This is a genomic window from Streptomyces sp. NPDC056580 (assembly GCF_042793175.1).
GTDB lineage: Bacteria > Actinomycetota > Actinomycetes > Streptomycetales > Streptomycetaceae > Streptomyces.
This window is the reverse complement of sequence record NZ_JBHTVE010000012.1, coordinates 18,162-36,211: the sequence shown is the minus strand read 5'-3', so window position 1 is coordinate 36,211 and position 18,050 is coordinate 18,162. Positions and strand designations below refer to the sequence as shown.

18 protein-coding genes are annotated in these 18,050 nt (G+C 75.1%); 7 read left to right on the top strand and 11 right to left on the bottom strand.

From position 1 onward, the window contains the following. Positions 1-234 precede the first annotated feature (234 nt). Genes ACFQ9Z_RS25995 through ACFQ9Z_RS25965 form a run of 7 tightly spaced genes read left to right on the top strand, consistent with a single transcriptional unit; the run spans position 235 to position 8,750 of the window. The gene (locus ACFQ9Z_RS25995; protein ID WP_383023192.1) at positions 235-2,136 is read left to right on the top strand and encodes an ADP-ribosylglycohydrolase family protein; all 1,902 of its coding nucleotides are present in this window, start codon (positions 235-237) and stop codon (positions 2,134-2,136) included. Continuing rightward, positions 2,133-3,251 carry an ADP-ribosylglycohydrolase family protein gene (locus ACFQ9Z_RS25990; RefSeq protein ID WP_383023190.1) on the top strand — a complete coding sequence of 373 codons (1,119 nt, stop codon included), beginning with the start codon at positions 2,133-2,135 and terminating at the stop codon, positions 3,249-3,251. Before ACFQ9Z_RS25995 ends, ACFQ9Z_RS25990 begins: the two co-directional genes overlap by 4 nt. A 7-nt stretch (positions 3,252-3,258) precedes the next feature. Next, positions 3,259-4,452, top strand: coding sequence for an ADP-ribosylglycohydrolase family protein (locus ACFQ9Z_RS25985; RefSeq protein WP_383023188.1), 1,194 nt, complete (start codon positions 3,259-3,261; stop codon positions 4,450-4,452). Then, the gene (locus ACFQ9Z_RS25980) at positions 4,440-5,801 is read left to right on the top strand and encodes an ADP-ribosylglycohydrolase family protein (RefSeq protein WP_383023186.1); all 1,362 of its coding nucleotides are present in this window, start codon (positions 4,440-4,442) and stop codon (positions 5,799-5,801) included. Before ACFQ9Z_RS25985 ends, ACFQ9Z_RS25980 begins: the two co-directional genes overlap by 13 nt. Further along, positions 5,798-6,691 (top strand): ribokinase, encoded by an 894-nt coding sequence (gene rbsK, locus ACFQ9Z_RS25975; protein ID WP_383023183.1) that lies wholly within the window; start codon positions 5,798-5,800, stop codon positions 6,689-6,691. The genes ACFQ9Z_RS25980 and rbsK overlap by 4 nt, the downstream gene beginning before the upstream one ends. Beyond that, positions 6,688-7,941 carry a CaiB/BaiF CoA transferase family protein gene (locus tag ACFQ9Z_RS25970; protein ID WP_383023180.1) on the top strand — a complete coding sequence of 418 codons (1,254 nt, stop codon included), beginning with the start codon at positions 6,688-6,690 and terminating at the stop codon, positions 7,939-7,941. The genes rbsK and ACFQ9Z_RS25970 overlap by 4 nt, the downstream gene beginning before the upstream one ends. Beyond that, a complete protein-coding gene (locus tag ACFQ9Z_RS25965; RefSeq protein ID WP_383023177.1) occupies positions 7,938-8,750 on the top strand; it encodes an HpcH/HpaI aldolase/citrate lyase family protein in 813 nt (270 codons plus the stop codon). The genes ACFQ9Z_RS25970 and ACFQ9Z_RS25965 overlap by 4 nt, the downstream gene beginning before the upstream one ends. 91 nt (positions 8,751-8,841) lie before the next feature. On the opposite strand, the gene lgt is transcribed toward ACFQ9Z_RS25965, so the two are convergent. The 11 genes from lgt to hisI form a co-directional block, all read right to left on the bottom strand. Further along, positions 8,842-9,921 carry a prolipoprotein diacylglyceryl transferase gene (lgt, locus tag ACFQ9Z_RS25960; RefSeq protein ID WP_383023175.1) on the bottom strand — a complete coding sequence of 360 codons (1,080 nt, stop codon included), beginning with the start codon at positions 9,919-9,921 and terminating at the stop codon, positions 8,842-8,844. A gap of 82 nt (positions 9,922-10,003) precedes the next feature. Beyond that, the gene (locus ACFQ9Z_RS25955; protein WP_383023172.1) at positions 10,004-10,780 is read right to left on the bottom strand and encodes a DsbA family protein; all 777 of its coding nucleotides are present in this window, start codon (positions 10,778-10,780) and stop codon (positions 10,004-10,006) included. A gap of 107 nt (positions 10,781-10,887) precedes the next feature. Continuing rightward, the gene (gene trpA, locus ACFQ9Z_RS25950) at positions 10,888-11,706 is read right to left on the bottom strand and encodes a tryptophan synthase subunit alpha (protein WP_383023170.1); all 819 of its coding nucleotides are present in this window, start codon (positions 11,704-11,706) and stop codon (positions 10,888-10,890) included. After that, the gene (gene trpB / locus ACFQ9Z_RS25945; RefSeq protein WP_383023168.1) at positions 11,703-12,986 is read right to left on the bottom strand and encodes a tryptophan synthase subunit beta; all 1,284 of its coding nucleotides are present in this window, start codon (positions 12,984-12,986) and stop codon (positions 11,703-11,705) included. Before trpB ends, trpA begins: the two co-directional genes overlap by 4 nt. 239 nt (positions 12,987-13,225) lie before the next feature. Beyond that, the gene (trpM, locus tag ACFQ9Z_RS25940) at positions 13,226-13,420 is read right to left on the bottom strand and encodes a tryptophan biosynthesis modulator TrpM (RefSeq protein ID WP_383023166.1); all 195 of its coding nucleotides are present in this window, start codon (positions 13,418-13,420) and stop codon (positions 13,226-13,228) included. A gap of 22 nt (positions 13,421-13,442) precedes the next feature. Beyond that, entirely contained in the window at positions 13,443-14,252 is an 810-nt protein-coding gene (gene trpC / locus ACFQ9Z_RS25935; RefSeq protein ID WP_143636351.1) for an indole-3-glycerol phosphate synthase TrpC, read from the bottom strand. A 133-nt stretch (positions 14,253-14,385) separates the two neighbouring features. After that, positions 14,386-14,823 carry a DUF2752 domain-containing protein gene (locus ACFQ9Z_RS25930; protein WP_383023163.1) on the bottom strand — a complete coding sequence of 146 codons (438 nt, stop codon included), beginning with the start codon at positions 14,821-14,823 and terminating at the stop codon, positions 14,386-14,388. A 94-nt stretch (positions 14,824-14,917) separates the two neighbouring features. Beyond that, positions 14,918-15,175 (bottom strand): HGxxPAAW family protein, encoded by a 258-nt coding sequence (locus tag ACFQ9Z_RS25925; RefSeq protein WP_383023161.1) that lies wholly within the window; start codon positions 15,173-15,175, stop codon positions 14,918-14,920. Between the two features lie 166 nt (positions 15,176-15,341). Then, the gene (locus ACFQ9Z_RS25920) at positions 15,342-15,980 is read right to left on the bottom strand and encodes a TIGR02234 family membrane protein (protein WP_383023158.1); all 639 of its coding nucleotides are present in this window, start codon (positions 15,978-15,980) and stop codon (positions 15,342-15,344) included. A 50-nt stretch (positions 15,981-16,030) separates the two neighbouring features. After that, positions 16,031-17,509 (bottom strand): anthranilate synthase component I, encoded by a 1,479-nt coding sequence (locus tag ACFQ9Z_RS25915; RefSeq protein WP_383023156.1) that lies wholly within the window; start codon positions 17,507-17,509, stop codon positions 16,031-16,033. A gap of 11 nt (positions 17,510-17,520) precedes the next feature. Beyond that, positions 17,521-17,925, bottom strand: a complete 405-nt coding sequence (hisI, locus tag ACFQ9Z_RS25910) for a phosphoribosyl-AMP cyclohydrolase (protein WP_383023154.1) — start codon at positions 17,923-17,925, stop codon at positions 17,521-17,523. Positions 17,926-18,050 lie beyond the last annotated feature (125 nt).

Genomic DNA, 18,050 nt, shown 5'->3' with positions numbered 1-18,050 from the left:
GGTAATTTCCTGGGCGCCAGCAAGGAAAGGCTGGGCTTACCTGCGACTTCTCCGGAGAACGCTCATCCGTGATCAAGCTCGCTCAGATGCCGTGCGGGTGACAGGGAGGCGTCCCGGGGTCTTCGGCGGTGTCGCCGTGGGAGACATCCGCAAAGGGCATCCGCGAGGCGCGTCCGCGAAGAGGGCCGTGTCCCCGGGGACGGCCCGTGGCCCTGCGGAAGGAGAGGCCGCACCATGGCATCGATCGCCTGCACTCCCCCGTCCCCGGCGCCCGGTGACGTCCCGGAGCCGCGCGAACGGGCCCGGGGCGCGCTGCTCGGCCTGGCCGTCGGCGATGCGCTCGGGGCGCCGGCGGAGAACCTGAAGCCCTCCGAGATCCGCGCCCGCTGGGGCCGGATCACCGGCTACGTGAGCGAGCGGCCGTGTGGCACGGACGACACGGAGTACGCCATCTTCTCGGGGCTGCTGCTGGCCCGGCACGGCTCGGCGCTCACCCCGGCCCATGTGGAGAGCGCCTGGCACGAGTGGATCGCCGACCGGGCCGAGGGCCCGTTCCGCGGCGCGGGCTTCAGTGAGCGCGGCACGCTGGAGAACCTCCGCCGCGGCCTGGCCGCGCCGATCTCCGCCCAGCACCGGCACGCCTGGAGCGACGGCCTGGCGATGCGCGCGGCGCCCTTCGGCGTCTTCGCCGCCGGGCGCCCCGGCGAGGCGGCCCGGCTGGTGGCGATCGACGGCTCGGTCAGCCATGACGGCGAGGGCATCTACGGCGGCCAGGCGGTCGCGGCGGGCGTGGCGGCGGCGATGGCGGGTGCCACGCCCGCGGTGGTGATCGCCTCCGCGCTCGCCGTCGTCCCGGAGGACTCCTGGACCGCCCGCTCGCTGCGCCGCGCGGTGACCGTGGCCCACCGGGGCGAACGGGCGGTGCGCTCGGCGGTGGTCATCGGCGGCTATCCCTGGACCGACCTGGCCCCGGAGGCGGTCGCCCTCGCCTTCGGGGCGTACGCGGCGGCCGACGGCGACTTCCGCGCGGCGGTCCTCACGGCGGTCAACATGGGCCGCGACGCGGACACCACGGCGGCGGTGGCGGGCGCCCTGTCCGGCGCCACCCAGGGTATCTGCGCGATCCCGGCCGACTGGGCGGCCGCCATCGGCCCGGCCCGCGGCCGCTGCCTGCCCTCCATGGCGGGCCACCACGTACTGGACGTCGCGGAACTGCTGGTCCCGGAGGAGGGCGGCAAGTGGGGCGCGGGCCTGCTCCTCCACGGCTCCCTGCCCGCCGGGGTCCGGGAAGTGGTCCGGGTGTCCCCGGCCCCGGGCACCGGGGACACGGCCACGGCGACCGCCCTGCGAGACGCCCCGCCTCAAGCGGCCGGAAAGGCCACGGCGGCCATGCCGCCGGCCCCGGCCCTTCGGACAGCACCCCGCACCACGGCGCCCGCCCGCAACAGCACGGCACACGGAACCGGGACCACCGCGGCAGCCGGCCAGGTGATCACAGCCCTCCCAGCCGAAGAGGCCGCCCCGGCCCTCCACGCAGAAGGCACTGCCCCGGAAGCAGGGGCCACCACCACAGCGCCCGGCCAGAACGACACGGCTCACGGAACCGGGACCACCGCGGCAGCCGACCAGGTGATCACAGCCCTCCCAGCCGAAAACACGACCCCGAACGCCCACCCGGTGACCACCGCGCCGGAGCCACGGGCCGCCACCACGACGACCGCGACCGACCGAACCGACTCAGCGCACAGGACCGGGACCACAGCGGCCGGGCAGGCGGCCCCAGCCCTCCCGGCCGAGAACACCAACCCGACCCCCCACCCAGGGACCACCTCCCCGAAGACACCCGCCGTCACCACGGCGACCGACCGAGCCGACCCGGCACAGAAGACCGAAACCGCAGCTCGGTCCGGGCAGGCGGCCCCAGCCCTCCCGGCCGGGAACACCGCCCCGACCGCCCGCCCAGGGGCCACCGCGCCCGCGCCGGAGGCGCCGGCCGCGGCCGTTCGGAGTGGAACGCCCGCCTGCCGGTCCGGGGAGGCGTCCGTCGCGCTTGCGGCCGGGCCGGGGGGACGGGGGCGGAGTCCGCTGGTGGGAGCGGGGAACGCCGGGGAGCAGGACGACGAGGGCCGGGCGTGACGGGGCGGCGTGTCGAAGGGCTGCTGCTGGGGCTCGCCGCCGGGGACGCCGCCGGCTGGCCCGCGGCGCGGCACCGGGCGGCCCGCATGCCCGAGTGGACCCGCCGCCTCACCCGTGAGCTGGACACCTTCGCCGAGCAGAACGCCACCACCACCCTGCCCGTGCCGATCGCCCTCAACCAGCCCCCGGAACCCCTGTGCCTCGGCCCCTCCGACGACGCCGAGTGGGCGGCGTTCGCCGCGGAGGCCGTGCTGCGGGCCGGTGACGACGACGTGCTCGGGGACCTCGACCGGGACCGCCGGATGCGCGCTGCCATCGACCTCACCTGGACCGCCGTCGCCGCCGAGGTCGCAGCGGCGGCGGACCGCGCCCCCGAGATCGAGTCCGCCGTGCTCCCGCTGCGCGCCCGTATCTCCGTACGCGCCGGCCTGGGCAACCTCGCCACCGGCCTGCGCCCGCCCGCCACCGGCCACGACAACCCGCACTACTTCGACGACGCGGCCTGCGTGCGCGCCTGCGTGCTGGCCGTGGCCCACCCGGGCGACCCCGCAGGCGCGGCCGATCTGGCGGAGTTCGACGCCCGCTACACCCAGGACGGGGACGGCGTGCACGGCGCCCGCGCGATGGCGGCGGCCCTGGCGCTCGCCCTCACCGGAGCAGACACCGGCGCCTGCGTCACGGCCGCGCTCGCCCAGCTCCCCGAGGGGACGGAGATCGGCCGCAACGCCCGGCACGCCCTCGCGCTGGCCCGGGACAGCGAAGGCGCCTTCGCGCTCGTCCCGCTGCTCGAGCACCAGATCGTCGACCACGTCTACAGCTACGGCATCGCCGCCGCCGAGACCGTGCCGGTCGCGCTCGCCCTCGCCGTCGCCGCCCGCGGCCGGATCGGCGAGGCCGTCCCCACCGCCGCCTGTCTGTCCCGGGTCGCCGACTCCGCCCCGGCCCTCGTGGGCGCGCTCACCGGGGCCCTGGGCGGCGGCGCGGCCGTCCCGGCTGCCTGGCGGGACGCCTGCCGCACCCTGTCCGGCTGCGCGCTGCCCCGCCTCACCGGCACCGACCTGGTGGAACTCGCCGGGCTGCTGGAAGCCGCGCACCGGACCCGACCAGGAGGATGATTCCGGCATGACGCCCAGAGGAGAACAAAGCAACGCGCCGGGTCCGGCGCGGCTGAGCGGTCTCGACGAACGGATCGCCGGGGCCCTGGTCGGGGCGGCCGTCGGAGACGCGCTCGGCGGCCCCGTCGAGGGGTACTCCCCGGAACAGATCACCGACCGCCACGGGGGCCGGGTCCACGGCATCGTCGGCCCCTGGCACGGCGACGACTGGCGCACCGCCCGCCCCCTCGCCCCGTACCACAAGGGCGACGGCCACGTCACCGACGACACCCTCATGACCCACGCGCTGGTCCGGGTCTACGCCCGCGTCCGGGACCACCTCGACGCGTACGCGGTGGCCGACCACCTGGTCCCGGACCTGATGACGAACCCGCGCTGGATCCCGGAGCTGGAGACCGAGGCGCTGCCGCTGCACCGCCTCTTCCTCGCGGAGAAGTGGCTCGTGGCCCGGCTGGCGTACGGCCACGCGGACCCCCGGGAGGCGGGCGTCGGCAACATCGTCAACTGCGGCGCGGCGATGTACATGGCCCCCGTCGGCCTGGTCAACGCGGCCGACCCGGCCGCCGCGTACGCCGAGGCGCTGGACGTCGCGGGCGCGCACCAGTCGTCGTACGGCCGCGAGGCCGCCGGGGTCTTCGCCGCCGGGGTCGCCGCCGCCACCGCGCCGGACGCCACCCCCGACTCCGTGGTGAGCGCGTGCCTGGACCTGGCCAAGGACGGCACGCGGGCGGCGATCGAGAAGGTCTGCGAGGCGGCGCGCGGCCACCGGGACTACGAGTCGGCGCTGGCCCCGCTGCGGGCGGCGGTGGCCCCGTACGACACGGTCGGCCCCGACTACCGCTCCCCCTCGCTCGGCGCCCGGCGCCCCTCCCGGCTGCACTCGATCGAGGAACTCCCGGTGGCCCTCGGCATGTTGCTGGTCGCCGGCGGGGACTACCGGCACGCGGTGCTGGGCTCGGTCAACTACGGCCGCGACTGCGACTCGACCGCCACGATGGCCGGCGCGCTCGCGGGCGCGCTGGGCTCGCCGGTCCCCGAGGACTGGGCGAAGACGGTGGCGGAGGCCAGCCGACTGGACCTGTGGGAGCCGGCCCGCACGCTCACCGGGGTCACGCGCGAGATCTTCCGGCGGGACGTGGAGCGCCGGCGGGCGCACGAGCGGGCATTCGCCGCGCTGGGAGGCACGGCATGCTCCGACTGACCTGGGTGCAGCCCGAGGACCTGCTGGGTCACGAACTCGTCCAGGCCCGTCTGGACGGCCGGGAACCGGCGCGGATCGAGGCGCGGTGGCGGGCGGCCGGCGGCCCGGCGGCCCCGCAGCGGGCGGGGGCCTCGCCACAGCGGGCCTCGCGCTACCTGCGGCTCCTGGCGGAGGACCTGCTGGACGAACTGGCCGATCTGCCGAGCAGGCTGGCGGAGGACGAGCCGACGGACCTGGCAGGCATCAGGGCCGCCTGTCCCGACTGGCCCGCCGCGGCTCCCCGCGGTCGGACCACGCCCCGGGCCCTGGAGGCGGCCTGGCTCGGCAGGGCCGCCGGCTGCCTGCTCGGCAAGCCCGTCGAGAAACTCCCCCTCGACGGCATCCGGGCGCTCGCGAAAGTCACCGGCAACTGGCCGCTGACCACGTGGTTCACCGCCCGCGGCGTCCCCGGCGACCTGCTCGCCCAGTACCCCTGGAACCGCCGCTCGGCCCCGGTCTCCCTCGCCGAGAACATCGACGGCATGCCCGAGGACGACGACCTCGACTACCCGTTGCTGGGCCTGCTGCTGCTCCGGCGCCACGGCCGGGGCTTCAGCACCGCCGACGTGGCGGCGCTCTGGCTGGACGAACTCCCGCCGGGCCGCGCCTTCACCGCCGAGCGCGTCGCCTTCCGCAACCTGCTCAGCGGCATCGAGCCACCGCACACCGCCCGCCACCGCAACCCGTTCCGCGAGTGGATCGGCGCCCTGATCCGCGCCGACGTGCACGGCTGGACCAACCCCGGCGCCCCGGCGGCCGCCGCCGAGCAGGCGCACCGCGACGCGCTCCTGACCCACACCGCCAACGGCGTGTACGCGGCGATGTTCGCGGCCGCCACGCTCGCCGCCGCGGCCGGCGGCGGCCAGGACGTCCACGCCTGCCTGCGCGCCGGCCGCTCGGTGGTACCGGAGCGCTCGCGGCTGGCGGCGGCCATCGACCACGCGCTCCGGCTGGCCGCGCGCCACGAGGACTTCGACGACGTGGTGGACGAACTGCACGCCGCCTACGGCGACACCCACCACTGGGTGCACGCCGTCCCCAACACCGCGCTGACCGTCGCCGCGCTCACCCACGCCGGCGGCGACTTCGCCGGCTCGGTGTGCCGCGCGGTGTCCGGCGGCTGGGACACGGACTCCAACGGGGCGACCGCGGGCAGCGTCGCCGGTCTGCTCGCGGGCGCCCCGGAGGCGCTGCCCGACCGCTGGCGGGCCCCGCTGAAGAACCGGCTCGCCACCAGCGTCGCCGACTTCGACGGCACCGGCTTCGACACCCTCGCCCGGCTCACCCACCTGGAGGCGACCCGCCCATGACCCACATCGCCGTCCTCGGCAGCACGAACATGGACCTCGTCACCTACGTCCCGAAGGCCCCGCAGCGCGGCGAGACCGTGACGGGCCGGGAGTTCCGCACCATCCCCGGCGGCAAGGGCGCCAACCAGGCCATCGCCGCGGCCCGGGCCGGCGCCACGGTCTCGATGATCGGCGCGGTCGGCAACGACGCCTTCGGGGTGCGCCTGCGCGAGACCCTCGAACACTCCGGCGCGGACACCGACTTCCTGCGCACCGTGGAGGGCCCGTCGGGCACCGCGCACATCGTGGTGGACGACGAGGGCGGCAACTCCATCGTCGTCATCCCCGGTGCGAACGGCACCGTCGACCACCTCGCCGCCGGCGACGAGGGCGTCATCGCCTCCGCCGACGCCCTGCTGCTGCAACTGGAGATCCCGCTGGCCGCGGTCGTCGCCGGGGCTGAGGCGGCGCGCCGGCACGGGGTGCGCACGGTCCTCACCCCCTCCCCCGCCCAGCCGCTGCCGCCCGACCTGCTGGAGGCCACCGACCTGCTGGTCGCCAACGAGTACGAGGCCGTCACCCTCACCGGGCGCACCGACCCGCGCGATGCGGCCGCCGCCCTGCTGCAACTGGTCCAGGAGGTCGTCGTGACACTGGGCGCGACCGGCTGCCTGTACCTGGCGCGGGGCACCGAGCCGCTGGTGGTGCCGGCGCCGCGGGTCGAAGCCGTGGACACGACGGGTGCGGGCGACACCTTCGTCGGGGCGCTCGCGGTGGCCCTCGCCGAGGAGAAACCGGTGCGCGAGGCGCTGTCCTGGGCGGCGGCCGCCGCGGCCCTCTCGGTGCAGCGGGAAGGCGCGTCGGCGTCGATGCCGTACCGCCCGGAGATCGACGCGCAGTGCACCGCATGAGCCCGCGCCCCGACGACGACCGGCGCCCCGGAAGCACGCGCCCCGACGACCCGCGCCCCGGGAGCCCGCGGTCGCTCGGCGGCCTGCGGGTCCTGGACCTCGCCACCCTCTTCGCCGGCCCCATGGCCGCCACCCTGCTCGGCGACTTCGGCGCCGAGGTGATCAAGGTGGAGCATCCGGTGAGGCCGGACCCGTCCCGCGGCCACGGCCCGGCGAAGGACGGGGTCGGACTGTGGTGGAAGGTGCTCGGGCGCAACAAGCGCGCGATCACCCTCGACCTGTCCCGGCCCGGCGGCCGGGCGACCCTGCTGCGGCTGGCGGCCACCGCCGACGTGGTGATCGAGAACTTCCGCCCCGGCACCCTGGAGAAGTGGGACCTGGGCTGGCCGGAGCTGTCCGCCGCCAACCCGCGGCTGGTCCTCGCCCGGGTGACGGCCTTCGGCCAGTTCGGCCCGTACGCGCACCGCCCCGGCTTCGGCACGCTCGCCGAGGCGATGAGCGGCTTCGCCGCCCTCACCGGCGAACCGGACGGGCCGCCGACGCTCCCGCCGTTCGGCCTCGCCGACTCGGTCGCGGGGCTGGCGACGGCGTACGCGGTGCTGACGGCCCTGGCCGCCCGGGACCGCACCGGCGAGGGTCAGGTCGTGGACATGGCGATCATCGAGCCGATCCTCGCCGTGCTCGGTCCTCAGCCCACCTGGTACGACCAGCTCGGCTACGTCCAGGAGCGCACCGGCAACCGGTCCACGAACAACGCCCCGCGCAACACCTACCGCACGGCCGACGGCGCCTGGGTCGCCGTCTCCACCTCCGCCCAGTCGGTGGCGGAGCGGGTGATGCGGCTGGTCGGCCGCCCGGAGCTGGCCGAGGAGCCGTGGTTCGCCACGGGCGCGCAGCGGGCCGCGCACGCCGACGTGCTGGACGAGGCGGTCGGCGGCTGGATCGCGGCCCGCGACCGGGCCGAGGTGCTCGCGGCCTTCGAGAAGGCGGAGGCGGCGGTGGCTCCGGTCCAGGACGTACGGGACGTCCTGGCCGACCCGCAGTACCAGGCGCTGGACACCGTCACCACCGTCGAGGACCCGGAGCTCGGCCCGCTGCGCATGCAGAACGTCCTCTTCCGGCTGTCCGGCACGCCCGGGGCGATCCGGTGGGCCGGCCGCCCGCACGGCGCCGACACCGACGCGGTCCTCACCGAGCTGGGCCTCGGCCCGGACGAGCTGCGCGCGCTGCGCGAGGAGGGCGCGCTGTGACGTCGTTCCCGCTGACCTGGCTGTACGTACCCGGCGACCGACCGCACGTGGTGGCCAAGGCGCTGGCGGCGGGCGCCGACGTGGTGGTGATCGACCTGGAGGACGCGGTCGCCCCCGACCGCAAGGAGTACGCCAGGCAGGCCACGGCCGAGCGGCTGGGCGAGCCGCAGCGGGTCCCGGTCCACGTCCGGGTCAACGCCCTGGACGCTCCCTGGGCCGCCGCGGACCTCAGGGCCCTGGCCGGGCTGCCGGGGGTGAGCGGACTGCGGCTGCCGAAGGTGGACTCCGCCGGGCAGATCAGACAGGTCGCCGTGGGCACCGCCCGCCCCCTGTACGCGCTGCTGGAGTCGGCCCTCGCCATCGAGCACGCCTACGCCATCGCCGCCGCCCACCCGTCCCTGCGGGGCATCTCCCTCGGCGAGGCCGATCTCCGGGCCGACCTGGGCGTACGGGCCGACGCGGGCCTGGACTGGCCGCGCTCGCGGGTGGTCGTCGCCGCCCGGGCCGCCGGGCTCCCACCGCCGCCGCAGTCGGTCCATCCCGACATCCGCGACCTGGACGGTCTCGCCGCCTCCTGCGCCCGGGGCCGGGCCCTCGGTTTCCTGGGCCGCGCGGCGATCCACCCGCGACAGCTCCCGGTGATCGAGCGGGCCTACCTGCCGACCCCGGCCGAGCTGGAGCACGCGGAGACGATCCTCAAGGCGGCGGCGACGGAGCAGGGCGCGCAGGCGCTGCCCGACGGCCGCTTCGTCGACGCGGCGGTGGTGGCCGCCGCGCAGCGGACGCTGGCGCTGGCGCGCAGGAGGTGACACCGCCGGCCGGTCCGGGGCGCCCGCGGCCGGGTACGGCGAAGGGCGCTCCGGATACCCGGAGCGCCCTTCGGTGCCGTGTCCGCGGTCGTCAGCTCTTCCCGGCCGACTCGGCCTCGTCCTTCGCCACCGCCGCATCGGGCCCGCCGGGCTCCCCGGCGGAGTCCTCGGCCCGGTCGCCGGCCCGGTCCTCGGCCCCGGCTCCGGTCCCGTCGCCGTCCCCGGGTTCGTCGCCCGCTCCGTCCGCGGCCCCGCCCACAGCCGTGTTCCCGTCCTCGTCCGCGGCCCTGCCCACGGCCGCGTTCCCGTCCTCGTCCTCGTCCCCGGCCTCGGGGGCGGCGGCCGGGGCGTCGGAGGCGCCCGGCTCGACCACCGCTTCCCGGCCCGGCCGCTTCCTGGCCGACACCACGATGTACGCGACCGCCAGCAGGAACACGATCAGCGCGGTCCAGTCGTTGAGGCGCAGGCCCAGGATGTGGTGGGCGTCGTCGACGCGCATGTACTCGATCCAGGCGCGGCCCACGCAGTACGCGGCGACGTAGAGGGCGAAGGCGCGGCCGTGGCCCAGCTTGAAGCGGCGGTCCGCCCAGATGACCAGGAGGGCGACGCCGATGCACCACAGCGACTCGTAGAGGAAGGTCGGGTGGTAGTAGCCCGGCACCCGGCCGCCCTCGGAGGAGGTGATGTGCAGCGCCCAGGGAACATGCGTCTCGCGCCCGTACAGCTCCTGGTTGAACCAGTTGCCCCAGCGGCCCATGGCCTGCGCGAGGGCGATGCCGGGAGCGACGGCGTCGGCGTATGCGGGCATCGGGATGCCCCGGCGCCGGGCGCCGATCCAGGCGCCGAGCGCGCCCAGGGCGATCGCGCCCCAGATGCCCAGGCCGCCCTCCCACACCTTGAAGGCGTCCACCCAGTCACGGCCCTCGCTGAAGTACAGCTCGTAGTCCGTGATCACGTGGTAGAGCCGGCCGCCGACCAGGCCGAAGGGCACGGCCCAGACGGCGATGTCGGCGACCGTGCCGGGCCGGCCGCCCCGGGCGACCCAGCGCTTGTTGCCGAGCCAGACGGCGATGAAGACGCCGATGATGATGCAGAAGGCGTAACCGCGCAGCGGGATGGGGCCGAGGTACAGCACCCCGCGCGACGGGCTGGGAATGTAGGCAAGTTCCATGGCAAGGTCGACGCTACCGTGCCGGGCCGTGCGGACGGCGGGCAGCCCGGCTACGGGTCCATAACGGGGAGGCGGGAAACGCCTATCCCTTGTTCTCCTGTTCCACCATCTGCTTCAGCTTCTGCGGGGTCATCGTGCGGTCGGCACCGATGTTCTTGCCGCCCAGCAGGATGGTGGGCGTGCTGCTGTAGCCGCCGGCCCCGAACGCCTGGTGGGACTTGTTCACCCACCCGTCGTGGGTGCCGTTGTTGACGCACTTGCGGAACGCCGGGGTGTCGAGGCCCTTCACCTTTCCGGCCAGGTCGATCAGCTTGCCGTTGTTCCCCAAGGCGTCGTCGGTCTCCCGGGGCTGGTTCGCGTACAGCACGTCGTGGTAGTCGCGGAACTTCCCGGCGTCCTGGGCGCAGGCCGCGGCGTTCGCCGCGCGCAGGGAGCCGGTGCCGCCGAGGTTGCCGTCGATCAGCCGGACCAGGTGGTACTCGACCCTGAGCCTGCCCGAGTCGGCCAGTTCGTGCAGCGTCGTCCGGTACCGCTCCTCGAAGGCCATGCAGGCCGGGCAGCGGAAGTCCTCCCAGACCGTGAGCGTCGACCTGGCGCCGTCCTTGCCGACCGGGATCGCGAGGCTGTCCCGGCCCTGCGCGCCCGAGGGCACCACCACCGGGCCGGAGCCGGCACCGCTCTTGTTCTTGCCCGAGTTGGCGGCGATCACGCCGATGACCGCCGCGAGTCCCAGGACGCAGACGACGCTCGCGCCCACGATCAGCGCGCGCCGCCGCCGGTCCGCGGCCCGCTGCTTCTTACGCTCGACCGCAATCCGCTCACGGGCGGTGCGCTTTCCGTCACGGTTGTTCTCGCTCACACCCCCAGAACGAACCGGGGAGGCGCAGCGCGCCTCCCCGACCCGAGGTCCACTCGTTCGGGGGACCGGGTGTCCCGTTGTGAACGGCCCGCGCCGCCCGGGACCGCTCAGGCCCGCCCGCGCACTCCCTTGGCCAGGTCGCCGGCGAGCAGGCGCACGGCCTCCAGGCCGGCGGCGTGGTCGGGGGCGTCCAGCATCCGCTTGACGAACGCCGAGCCCACGATGACCCCGTCGGCGAACCCGGCGACCTCGGCGGCCTGGGCCGCGCTGGAGACGCCGAGCCCCACGCACACCGGCAGCCCGGTGCCGGTGGCCCGGGTGCGCTCCACCAGGTCCTGCGCCTGCGCGCCGACGGACTCCCGGGTGCCGGTGACGCCCATCAGCGAGGCCGCGTAGACGAAGCCGCTGCCCGCCGCGGTGATCCGTGCCAGCCGCTCGTCCCTGCTGCTGGGGGCGACGACGAAGACGGTGGCCAGGCCGTGCTTGTCGGCGTGCTCCCGCCACAGGTCCGACTCCTGGACCGGCAGGTCGGGCAGGATGCAGCCCGCGCCGCCCGCCTCGGCCAGCTCGGCGGTGAAGCGCTCGACGCCGTAGCGGTCGACGGGGTTCCAGTACGTCATCACGAGCACGGGCTTGCCGGTGGCCTCGTGGGCCTCCCTGACCGTGCGCATGACGTCGGCGATCCTGACCCCGCCGCGCAGGGCGATGTCGTCGGCGGTCTGGATGACCGGGCCGTCGAGGACGGGGTCGCTGTGCGGCAGGCCCACCTCCACGACGTCCGCGCCGCCGTCGAACACGGCCTTGATCGCCTCGATGCCGCCGTCCACGGTCGGGAACCCGGCCGGCAGGTAGGCGATGAGCGCGGACCGGCCCTCCGCCTTCGCGGCGGCGAGGGTGTCCGTCAACAGCCCGATGTTGCCGCTCACTTGGCGTCCCCCTCGATCTCGGCGGTGTCGGCTTGGTCGGCGGCCACCTCGGCGTCGGTGTCGTAGAGGCCGAAGTAGCGCGCCGCGGTGTCCATGTCCTTGTCGCCGCGGCCGGACAGGTTGACGACGATCAGTCCGTCCGGGCCCAGCTCCCTGCCGACCTCCAGGGCGCCGGCGAGGGCGTGGGCGCTCTCGATGGCCGGGATGACGCCCTCGGTGCGCGACAGCAGGCGCAGCGCCTGCATGGCCGCGTCGTCGGTGACCGCGCGGTACTCGCCGCGGCCGGAGTCCTTGAGGTAGGAGTGCTCGGGGCCGATGCCCGGGTAGTCCAGGCCGGCCGAGATGGAGTACGGCTCGGTGATCTGGCCCTCGTCGTCCTGCAGGACGTAGGACCGGGAGCCGTGCAGGACGCCCGGCTCGCCGGCGGTGAGGGTGGCCGCGTGCTCGCCGGTCTCGATGCCGTGCCCGGCGGGCTCGCAGCCGATGAGCCGGACGCCCTCGTCGGGGATGAAGGCGTGGAAGAGGCCGATGGCGTTGGAGCCGCCGCCGACGCAGGCGATCGCGGCGTCGGGCAGCCGCCCGGCGCGCTCCAGGAGCTGCCGTCGCGCCTCCACGCCGATGACCCGGTGGAAGTCCCGGACCATGGCCGGGAAGGGGTGCGGGCCGGCCACGGTGCCGAACAGGTAGTGGGTGCGGTCGACGTTTGCGACCCAGTCCCGGAACGCCTCGTTGATGGCGTCCTTCAGGGTGCGGCTGCCGGACTTCACGGCCACCACCTCGGCGCCGAGCATGCGCATCCGGGCCACGTTGAGGGCCTGCCGCTCGGTGTCGATCTCGCCCATGTAGATGGTGCACTCGAGGCCGAACAGCGCGCAGGCGGTGGCGGTGGCGACACCGTGCTGGCCGGCGCCGGTCTCGGCGATGACGCGGGTCTTGCCCATGCGCCTGGTGAGCAGGGCCTGGCCGAGCACGTTGTTGATCTTGTGGGAGCCGGTGTGGTTGAGGTCCTCCCGCTTGAGGAAGACACGGGCGCCGCCGGCGTGCTCGGCGAACCTCGGCACCTCGGTCAGTGCGCTGGGCCGGCCGGTGTAGTTCACGAGCAGGTCGTCGAGTTCACGGGCGAACTCGGGGTCGGCCTTGGCCTTGTCGTACTCGACGGCGACCTCGTCCACGGCGGCGACGAGCGCCTCCGGGATGAACTTGCCGCCGAACGGCCCGAAGTAGCCCTCGGCGGTGGGCACCTGGCCGGTGGGATCGGGAATGAAGAACTCGCTGGGCATACGGATACCTCGCAGGGGCTCGGGCCCCGGGTTGCCGGACTTGGGGTACGAGTACGCGTGCGCTGCCCTCAGCGGTGTCTCCCGCCCGCCCGCGTCGTCGGCCGGGGCCGGCGAGGCACTTGCTTCAAGCGCCCGAGTCGGGTGGTGGGTGGCCGAAGGCCCGCAGGGCCCGGAAAGGGGCCCTGGGTGGTCCGGCCGACGGAGGTGCGGATCAGACGGCGTCTACGAGAACCGCCGGCTCAGCTCACCGCGGGTGAAGCGCACGCGGGGTGACGCCATCGCATGCCGTTCACCTGGCCGGGCTCGTCGCCGATCACGTAGCGGACCCGCCGCCCGTGCACCCGTCGCGCGGGCGCACGGCAGCCGCGGGGCCGGCAGCCGCGGGCGAGGCGGGCATAGGGGTCCCGCGTCGCCGGGGTGATCGGAAGCATCATCGCGAACCAGCTTAGCCGGAGGTCAGCCCCGCCCGTGCCGCAGCGCGGGGTGCTCGCCCGCGGCGACCAGGTCGGAGACGGCGGCCTTCGGGTCGCGCCCGGTGACCAGGGACTCGCCGACCAGCACCGCGTCGGCGCCGGCGTTGGCGTAGGCGATCAGGTCGTGCGGCCCGCGCACCCCGGACTCGGCGACCTTGACGAGGTGGTCGGGGATCTCGGGGGCGACCCGCTCGAACGTGCCGCGGTCGACCCGCAGGGTCTTCAGGTTGCGCGCGTTGACGCCGATGATCCGGGCGCCCGCGTCCACCGCCCGCTCGACCTCGTCCTCGTCGTGCACCTCGACGAGCGGGGTGAGGCCGATGGAGACGGCGCGCTCGATCAGCGACTCGAGGGCCGGCTGGTCCAGGGCGGCGACGATCAGCAGCGCCAGGTCGGCGCCGTACGCGCGGGCCTCCCAGAGCTGGTACGACGTGACGATGAAGTCCTTGCGCAGGACGGGGATGTCCACGCGTGCGCGGACCGCCTCCAGGTCGGCCAGCGAGCCGCCGAACCGGCGCTGTTCGGTGAGGACCGAGATGACGGCGGCGCCGCCCGCCTCGTAGTCCGCCGCGAGCCCGGCCGGGTCGGCGATCGCGGCCAGCGCGCCCTTGGAGGGGCTGGACCGCTTGACCTCGCAGATGACCTTGACGCCGTCGCCCTTGAGCGCGGCCACGCCGTCCTTGGCGGGGCGGGCCTTCGCCGCGCGCTCCTTGAGCTCGTCGAGGCTGACGCGCGCCTGCCGCTCCGCGAGGTCGGCACGGACTCCGTCGATGATCTCGTCGAGCACACTCACGCGAGCGGCCCCCTTTCAGACGGTCGTTCCTTCAGGTTCGCGAACCTGTGGTCACTGCGATGGTATCCGGAGGACGGGCGAGGCTTCGCATCCGGTGGACGCCGGTCCCATTACCTGGACGTTCCCCGTTCGATCAAGGGTGCAGCCAGCCGCCGAACGGCAGGTTCCGGACAACGGTGAACACCACGAGCAGGGCGCCGACGGCCCAGGTCGGGGCCGTTCCGGGCTCGAAGCGCGCCGGCCGGCCGCGCGCCGCGTTCACCACCCATACGGTCCACAGCACCGCGAAGCCCAGGTAGGCGGCCACCCCCGCGGCGTTGTCCCGCAGGGCGCCGAGGAGGTCGCCGTGGACGAAGGCGTGGGCGCTGCGCAGCCCGCCGCAGCCGGGGCAGTACAGGCCGGTGAGCCGGTACAGCGGGCACACCGGGTAGTGGCCGGGCTCGTTGGGGTCGACCGCGCCGACGTACGCGAAGGCCGCGGCGACGGCCGCGAGCACACCGGCCGGGGCGGCGAGCCGGTTCCGGAGGGTGGCGGGCGTGGTGCGCGGGGCGGTACCGCTGTCGGCGTTCACGTCGGCATTGTGCCCCGCACGTCGGCGGCACGCGCGCGAGGGGCGGCCCCCACCGGGTGTGGTGGGGGCCGCCCCTCGCGGGTGCCTGTCGGGCTCAGCCCTCGACGCCGGCGGGCTCGCGGGCGGGGGTGTGGCCGCTGTGCGGGGCGGCGCCGGGGCGCTTCTGCTGGCCGAGGCCCATGGCGCGCATGGCGGCGCCCACGACGCCGCCGAGGAGCACGAGCACGATGCCGGCCCAGAAGCCGACCGGCTGGGCCATCACCATGAAGGCTCCCGCGACGCAGAAACCGATGAAGGCGATGATGACGCCGGTCCAGGCGGCCGGGGTGTGACCGTGGCTGCTGCCCGCCATGACTTGCTCCTCGTTGCTTGTACGTGTCGAAGTACGTGTCCGTACGGTTCCGAGCGCGTCACCGTCCGAGCCGGGCGCTCTTCGCCCATTGTCCCGTACGCACGCGGGCGCCGGACGCGGGGGTGGCGTCTGGTTCGCCACATCCGGCGGGGCGCGGGTCCCGGGGTCAGGCGCCGGTGGGGTCCTCGCCCCGGTCCAGGGCCTTCCAGATCTCTTCCGGGCGCTCGGGGTCGGCCGGGCGGGCCTGGCGGCGCGGGCGGTCCGAGCCGCGCTCGTAGCGGCCGGACATGGCGGGCCACAGGGCGCCGTAGCGCAGTGCCAGCAGCCCGGCGAGCAGGATCAGGACGCCGCCGGCGGCGGCGACGTAGGGCCAGCCGGTGTGCGAGAGGGCGGCGACGGTGGCCGAGGTGTCGCCGGTGGTCTGGGCGGCCTTCTCGTCCAGCGCGGAGCCGTCGGAGGCCCCGGTGAACGCGGCGGCGACGATGCCCGCGCCGCTGAGCGCGAGCACCGCGGCGACGGCGACGCGGCCGGCCCGGCGGACGGCGAAGACGGCGACGAGCGCGGCCAGGCCCACTATGGCGAGGGCCGCGGGGACGCCCGTGACGTCGCTGCCCCTGGCGGTCAGCGGGAACGCGCCGCCGGCCACCGTTGCGGTGCCCTCCGACCAGCGCTGCCGGGTGGCCAGCAGGGTCACGGCGGCGCCGAGCGCGCCGCACAGCAGCGCCACGGCGAGGCTCCGCCGGCCGGACCGGCTGGGCGCGGCGGCTTCGGAACGGGAGTGAGGTACGGCAGTCACGTACTCCACTATCGCCTGACCCCCGGGTGAACCGTCACCCGGGGTTCGGCGAAGGCGTTTCAGCCGTGCAGCCGGTTCGCCGTGTGCACCGCCCGCAGCACCGCGGCGGCCTTGTTGCGGCACTCCTGGTCCTCGGCGGCCGGGTCGGAGTCGGCGACGATGCCGGCCCCGGCCTGGACGTGGGCGGTGCCGTCCCGGAGCAGGGCGGTGCGGATGGCGATCGCGGTGTCGGAGTCGCCGGCGAAGTCGAGGTAGCCGACGCAGCCGCCGTACAGGCCGCGGCGGGACGGCTCCAGCTCGTCGATGATCTGCATGGCGCGGGGCTTGGGGGCGCCGGAGAGGGTGCCCGCGGGGAAGCAGGCGGTCAGCACGTCGAAGGCGGTGCGGCCCTCGGCGACCCTGCCGGTGACCGTGGAGACGATGTGCATGACGTGCGAGTAGCGCTCGATGGACATGAAGTCGACGACCTCCACCGAGCCGGGCTCGCACACCCGGCCGAGGTCGTTGCGGCCGAGGTCGACCAGCATCAGGTGCTCGGCGCGTTCCTTGGGGTCGGCGAGCAGCTCGTCGGCGAGGGCCTGGTCCTCCTGCGGGGTGGCGCCGCGATGCCGGGTGCCGGCGATGGGGTGGACCATCGCGCGCCCGTCCTCGACCTTCACCAGCGCCTCGGGGGACGAGCCGACGACGTCGAAGCCGTCGAAGCGGAACAGGTACATGTACGGCGAGGGGTTGGTGGCCCGCAGCACCCGGTAGACGTCCAGCGCGGTGGCCGTGCACGGGGTCTCGAAGCGCTGGGAGGGCACGACCTGGAAGGCCTCGCCCGCGCGGATGCGCTCCTTGACGTCCTCCACGGCCGCCCGGAAGTCGGGGCCGCCCCAGCGGGCGGTGTACTCGGGCAGCTCGGAGGGCGGCAGCACGGCCGGGGGCTGGGCGACCGCGCGGCCGAGGTCGGCCTCCATGTCGTCGAGGCGGGCCACCGCGTCCGCGTAGGCCTCGTCCACCCCGGTCTCGAGGTCGTTGTGGTTGATCGCGTTGGCGATCAGCAGGACCGAGCCCTCCCAGTGGTCCATGACGGCGAGGTCGCTGGTCAAGAGCATGGTCAGCTCGGGCAGCCCGAGGTCGTCGCGCTCGCCGGGGCCGATCTTCTCCAGGCGGCGGACGATGTCGTAGCCGAGGTAGCCGACCATGCCGCCGGTGAAGGGCGGCAGGCCCTCCTGGTGCGGAGTGTGCAGGGTCTGGATGGTGGCGCGCAGGGCGGCGAGCGGGTCGCCGTCGACGGGGACGCCGACGGGCGGGGTGCCGAGCCAGTGCGCCTGGCCGTCCCGTGCGGTCAGGGTGGCCGCGGAGCGCACGCCGACGAAGGAGTAGCGGGACCAGGAGCGCCCGTTCTCCGCGGACTCCAGCAGGAAGGTGCCGGGGCGTTCGGCGGCGAGCTTGCGGTAGAGCGCGACCGGGGTGTCGCCGTCGGCGAGGAGCTTGCGGGTGACCGGGATGACGCGGCGGTCGGTGGCGAGCTTGCGGAAGGTCTCGAGGTCCATGGCGGCAGACCCTACTGATCCGGATCGGCCGGGCGTGCCTGCGGCACGGGTGCCGCGGAGTCGTCCTTGAGCAGGACGTCCTCGTCGAAGCAGGTGCGGGCGCCGGTGTGGCAGGCGGCGCCGGTCTGGTCGACCTTGACCAGCACGGTGTCGGCGTCGCAGTCCAGGGCGACCGACTTCACCCGCTGGACGTGGCCGGAGGTGTCGCCCTTGACCCAGTACTCCTGGCGGCTGCGCGACCAGTAGGTGCAGCGGCCCGTGGTCAGCGTGCGGTGCAGCGCCTCGTCGTCCATCCAGCCGAGCATGAGCACCTCACCGGTGTCGTACTGCTGGGCGATGGCGGGCAGGAGTCCGTCGGCGCTGCGCTTCAGGCGCGCCGCGATCTCGGGGTCGAGAGTGCTGGTCATGGACGCCATTGTGCCGCGTGGGCCGGGCTGTCCCGGGTTCCTGTCCAGGGGATGGGCACGTGGCGGGCGGGATCCGGGCGGGGCCGGGCGGCCGGGCGACGGGTGGGCGGACCGGTTGCGGAGTCGTACGCTGA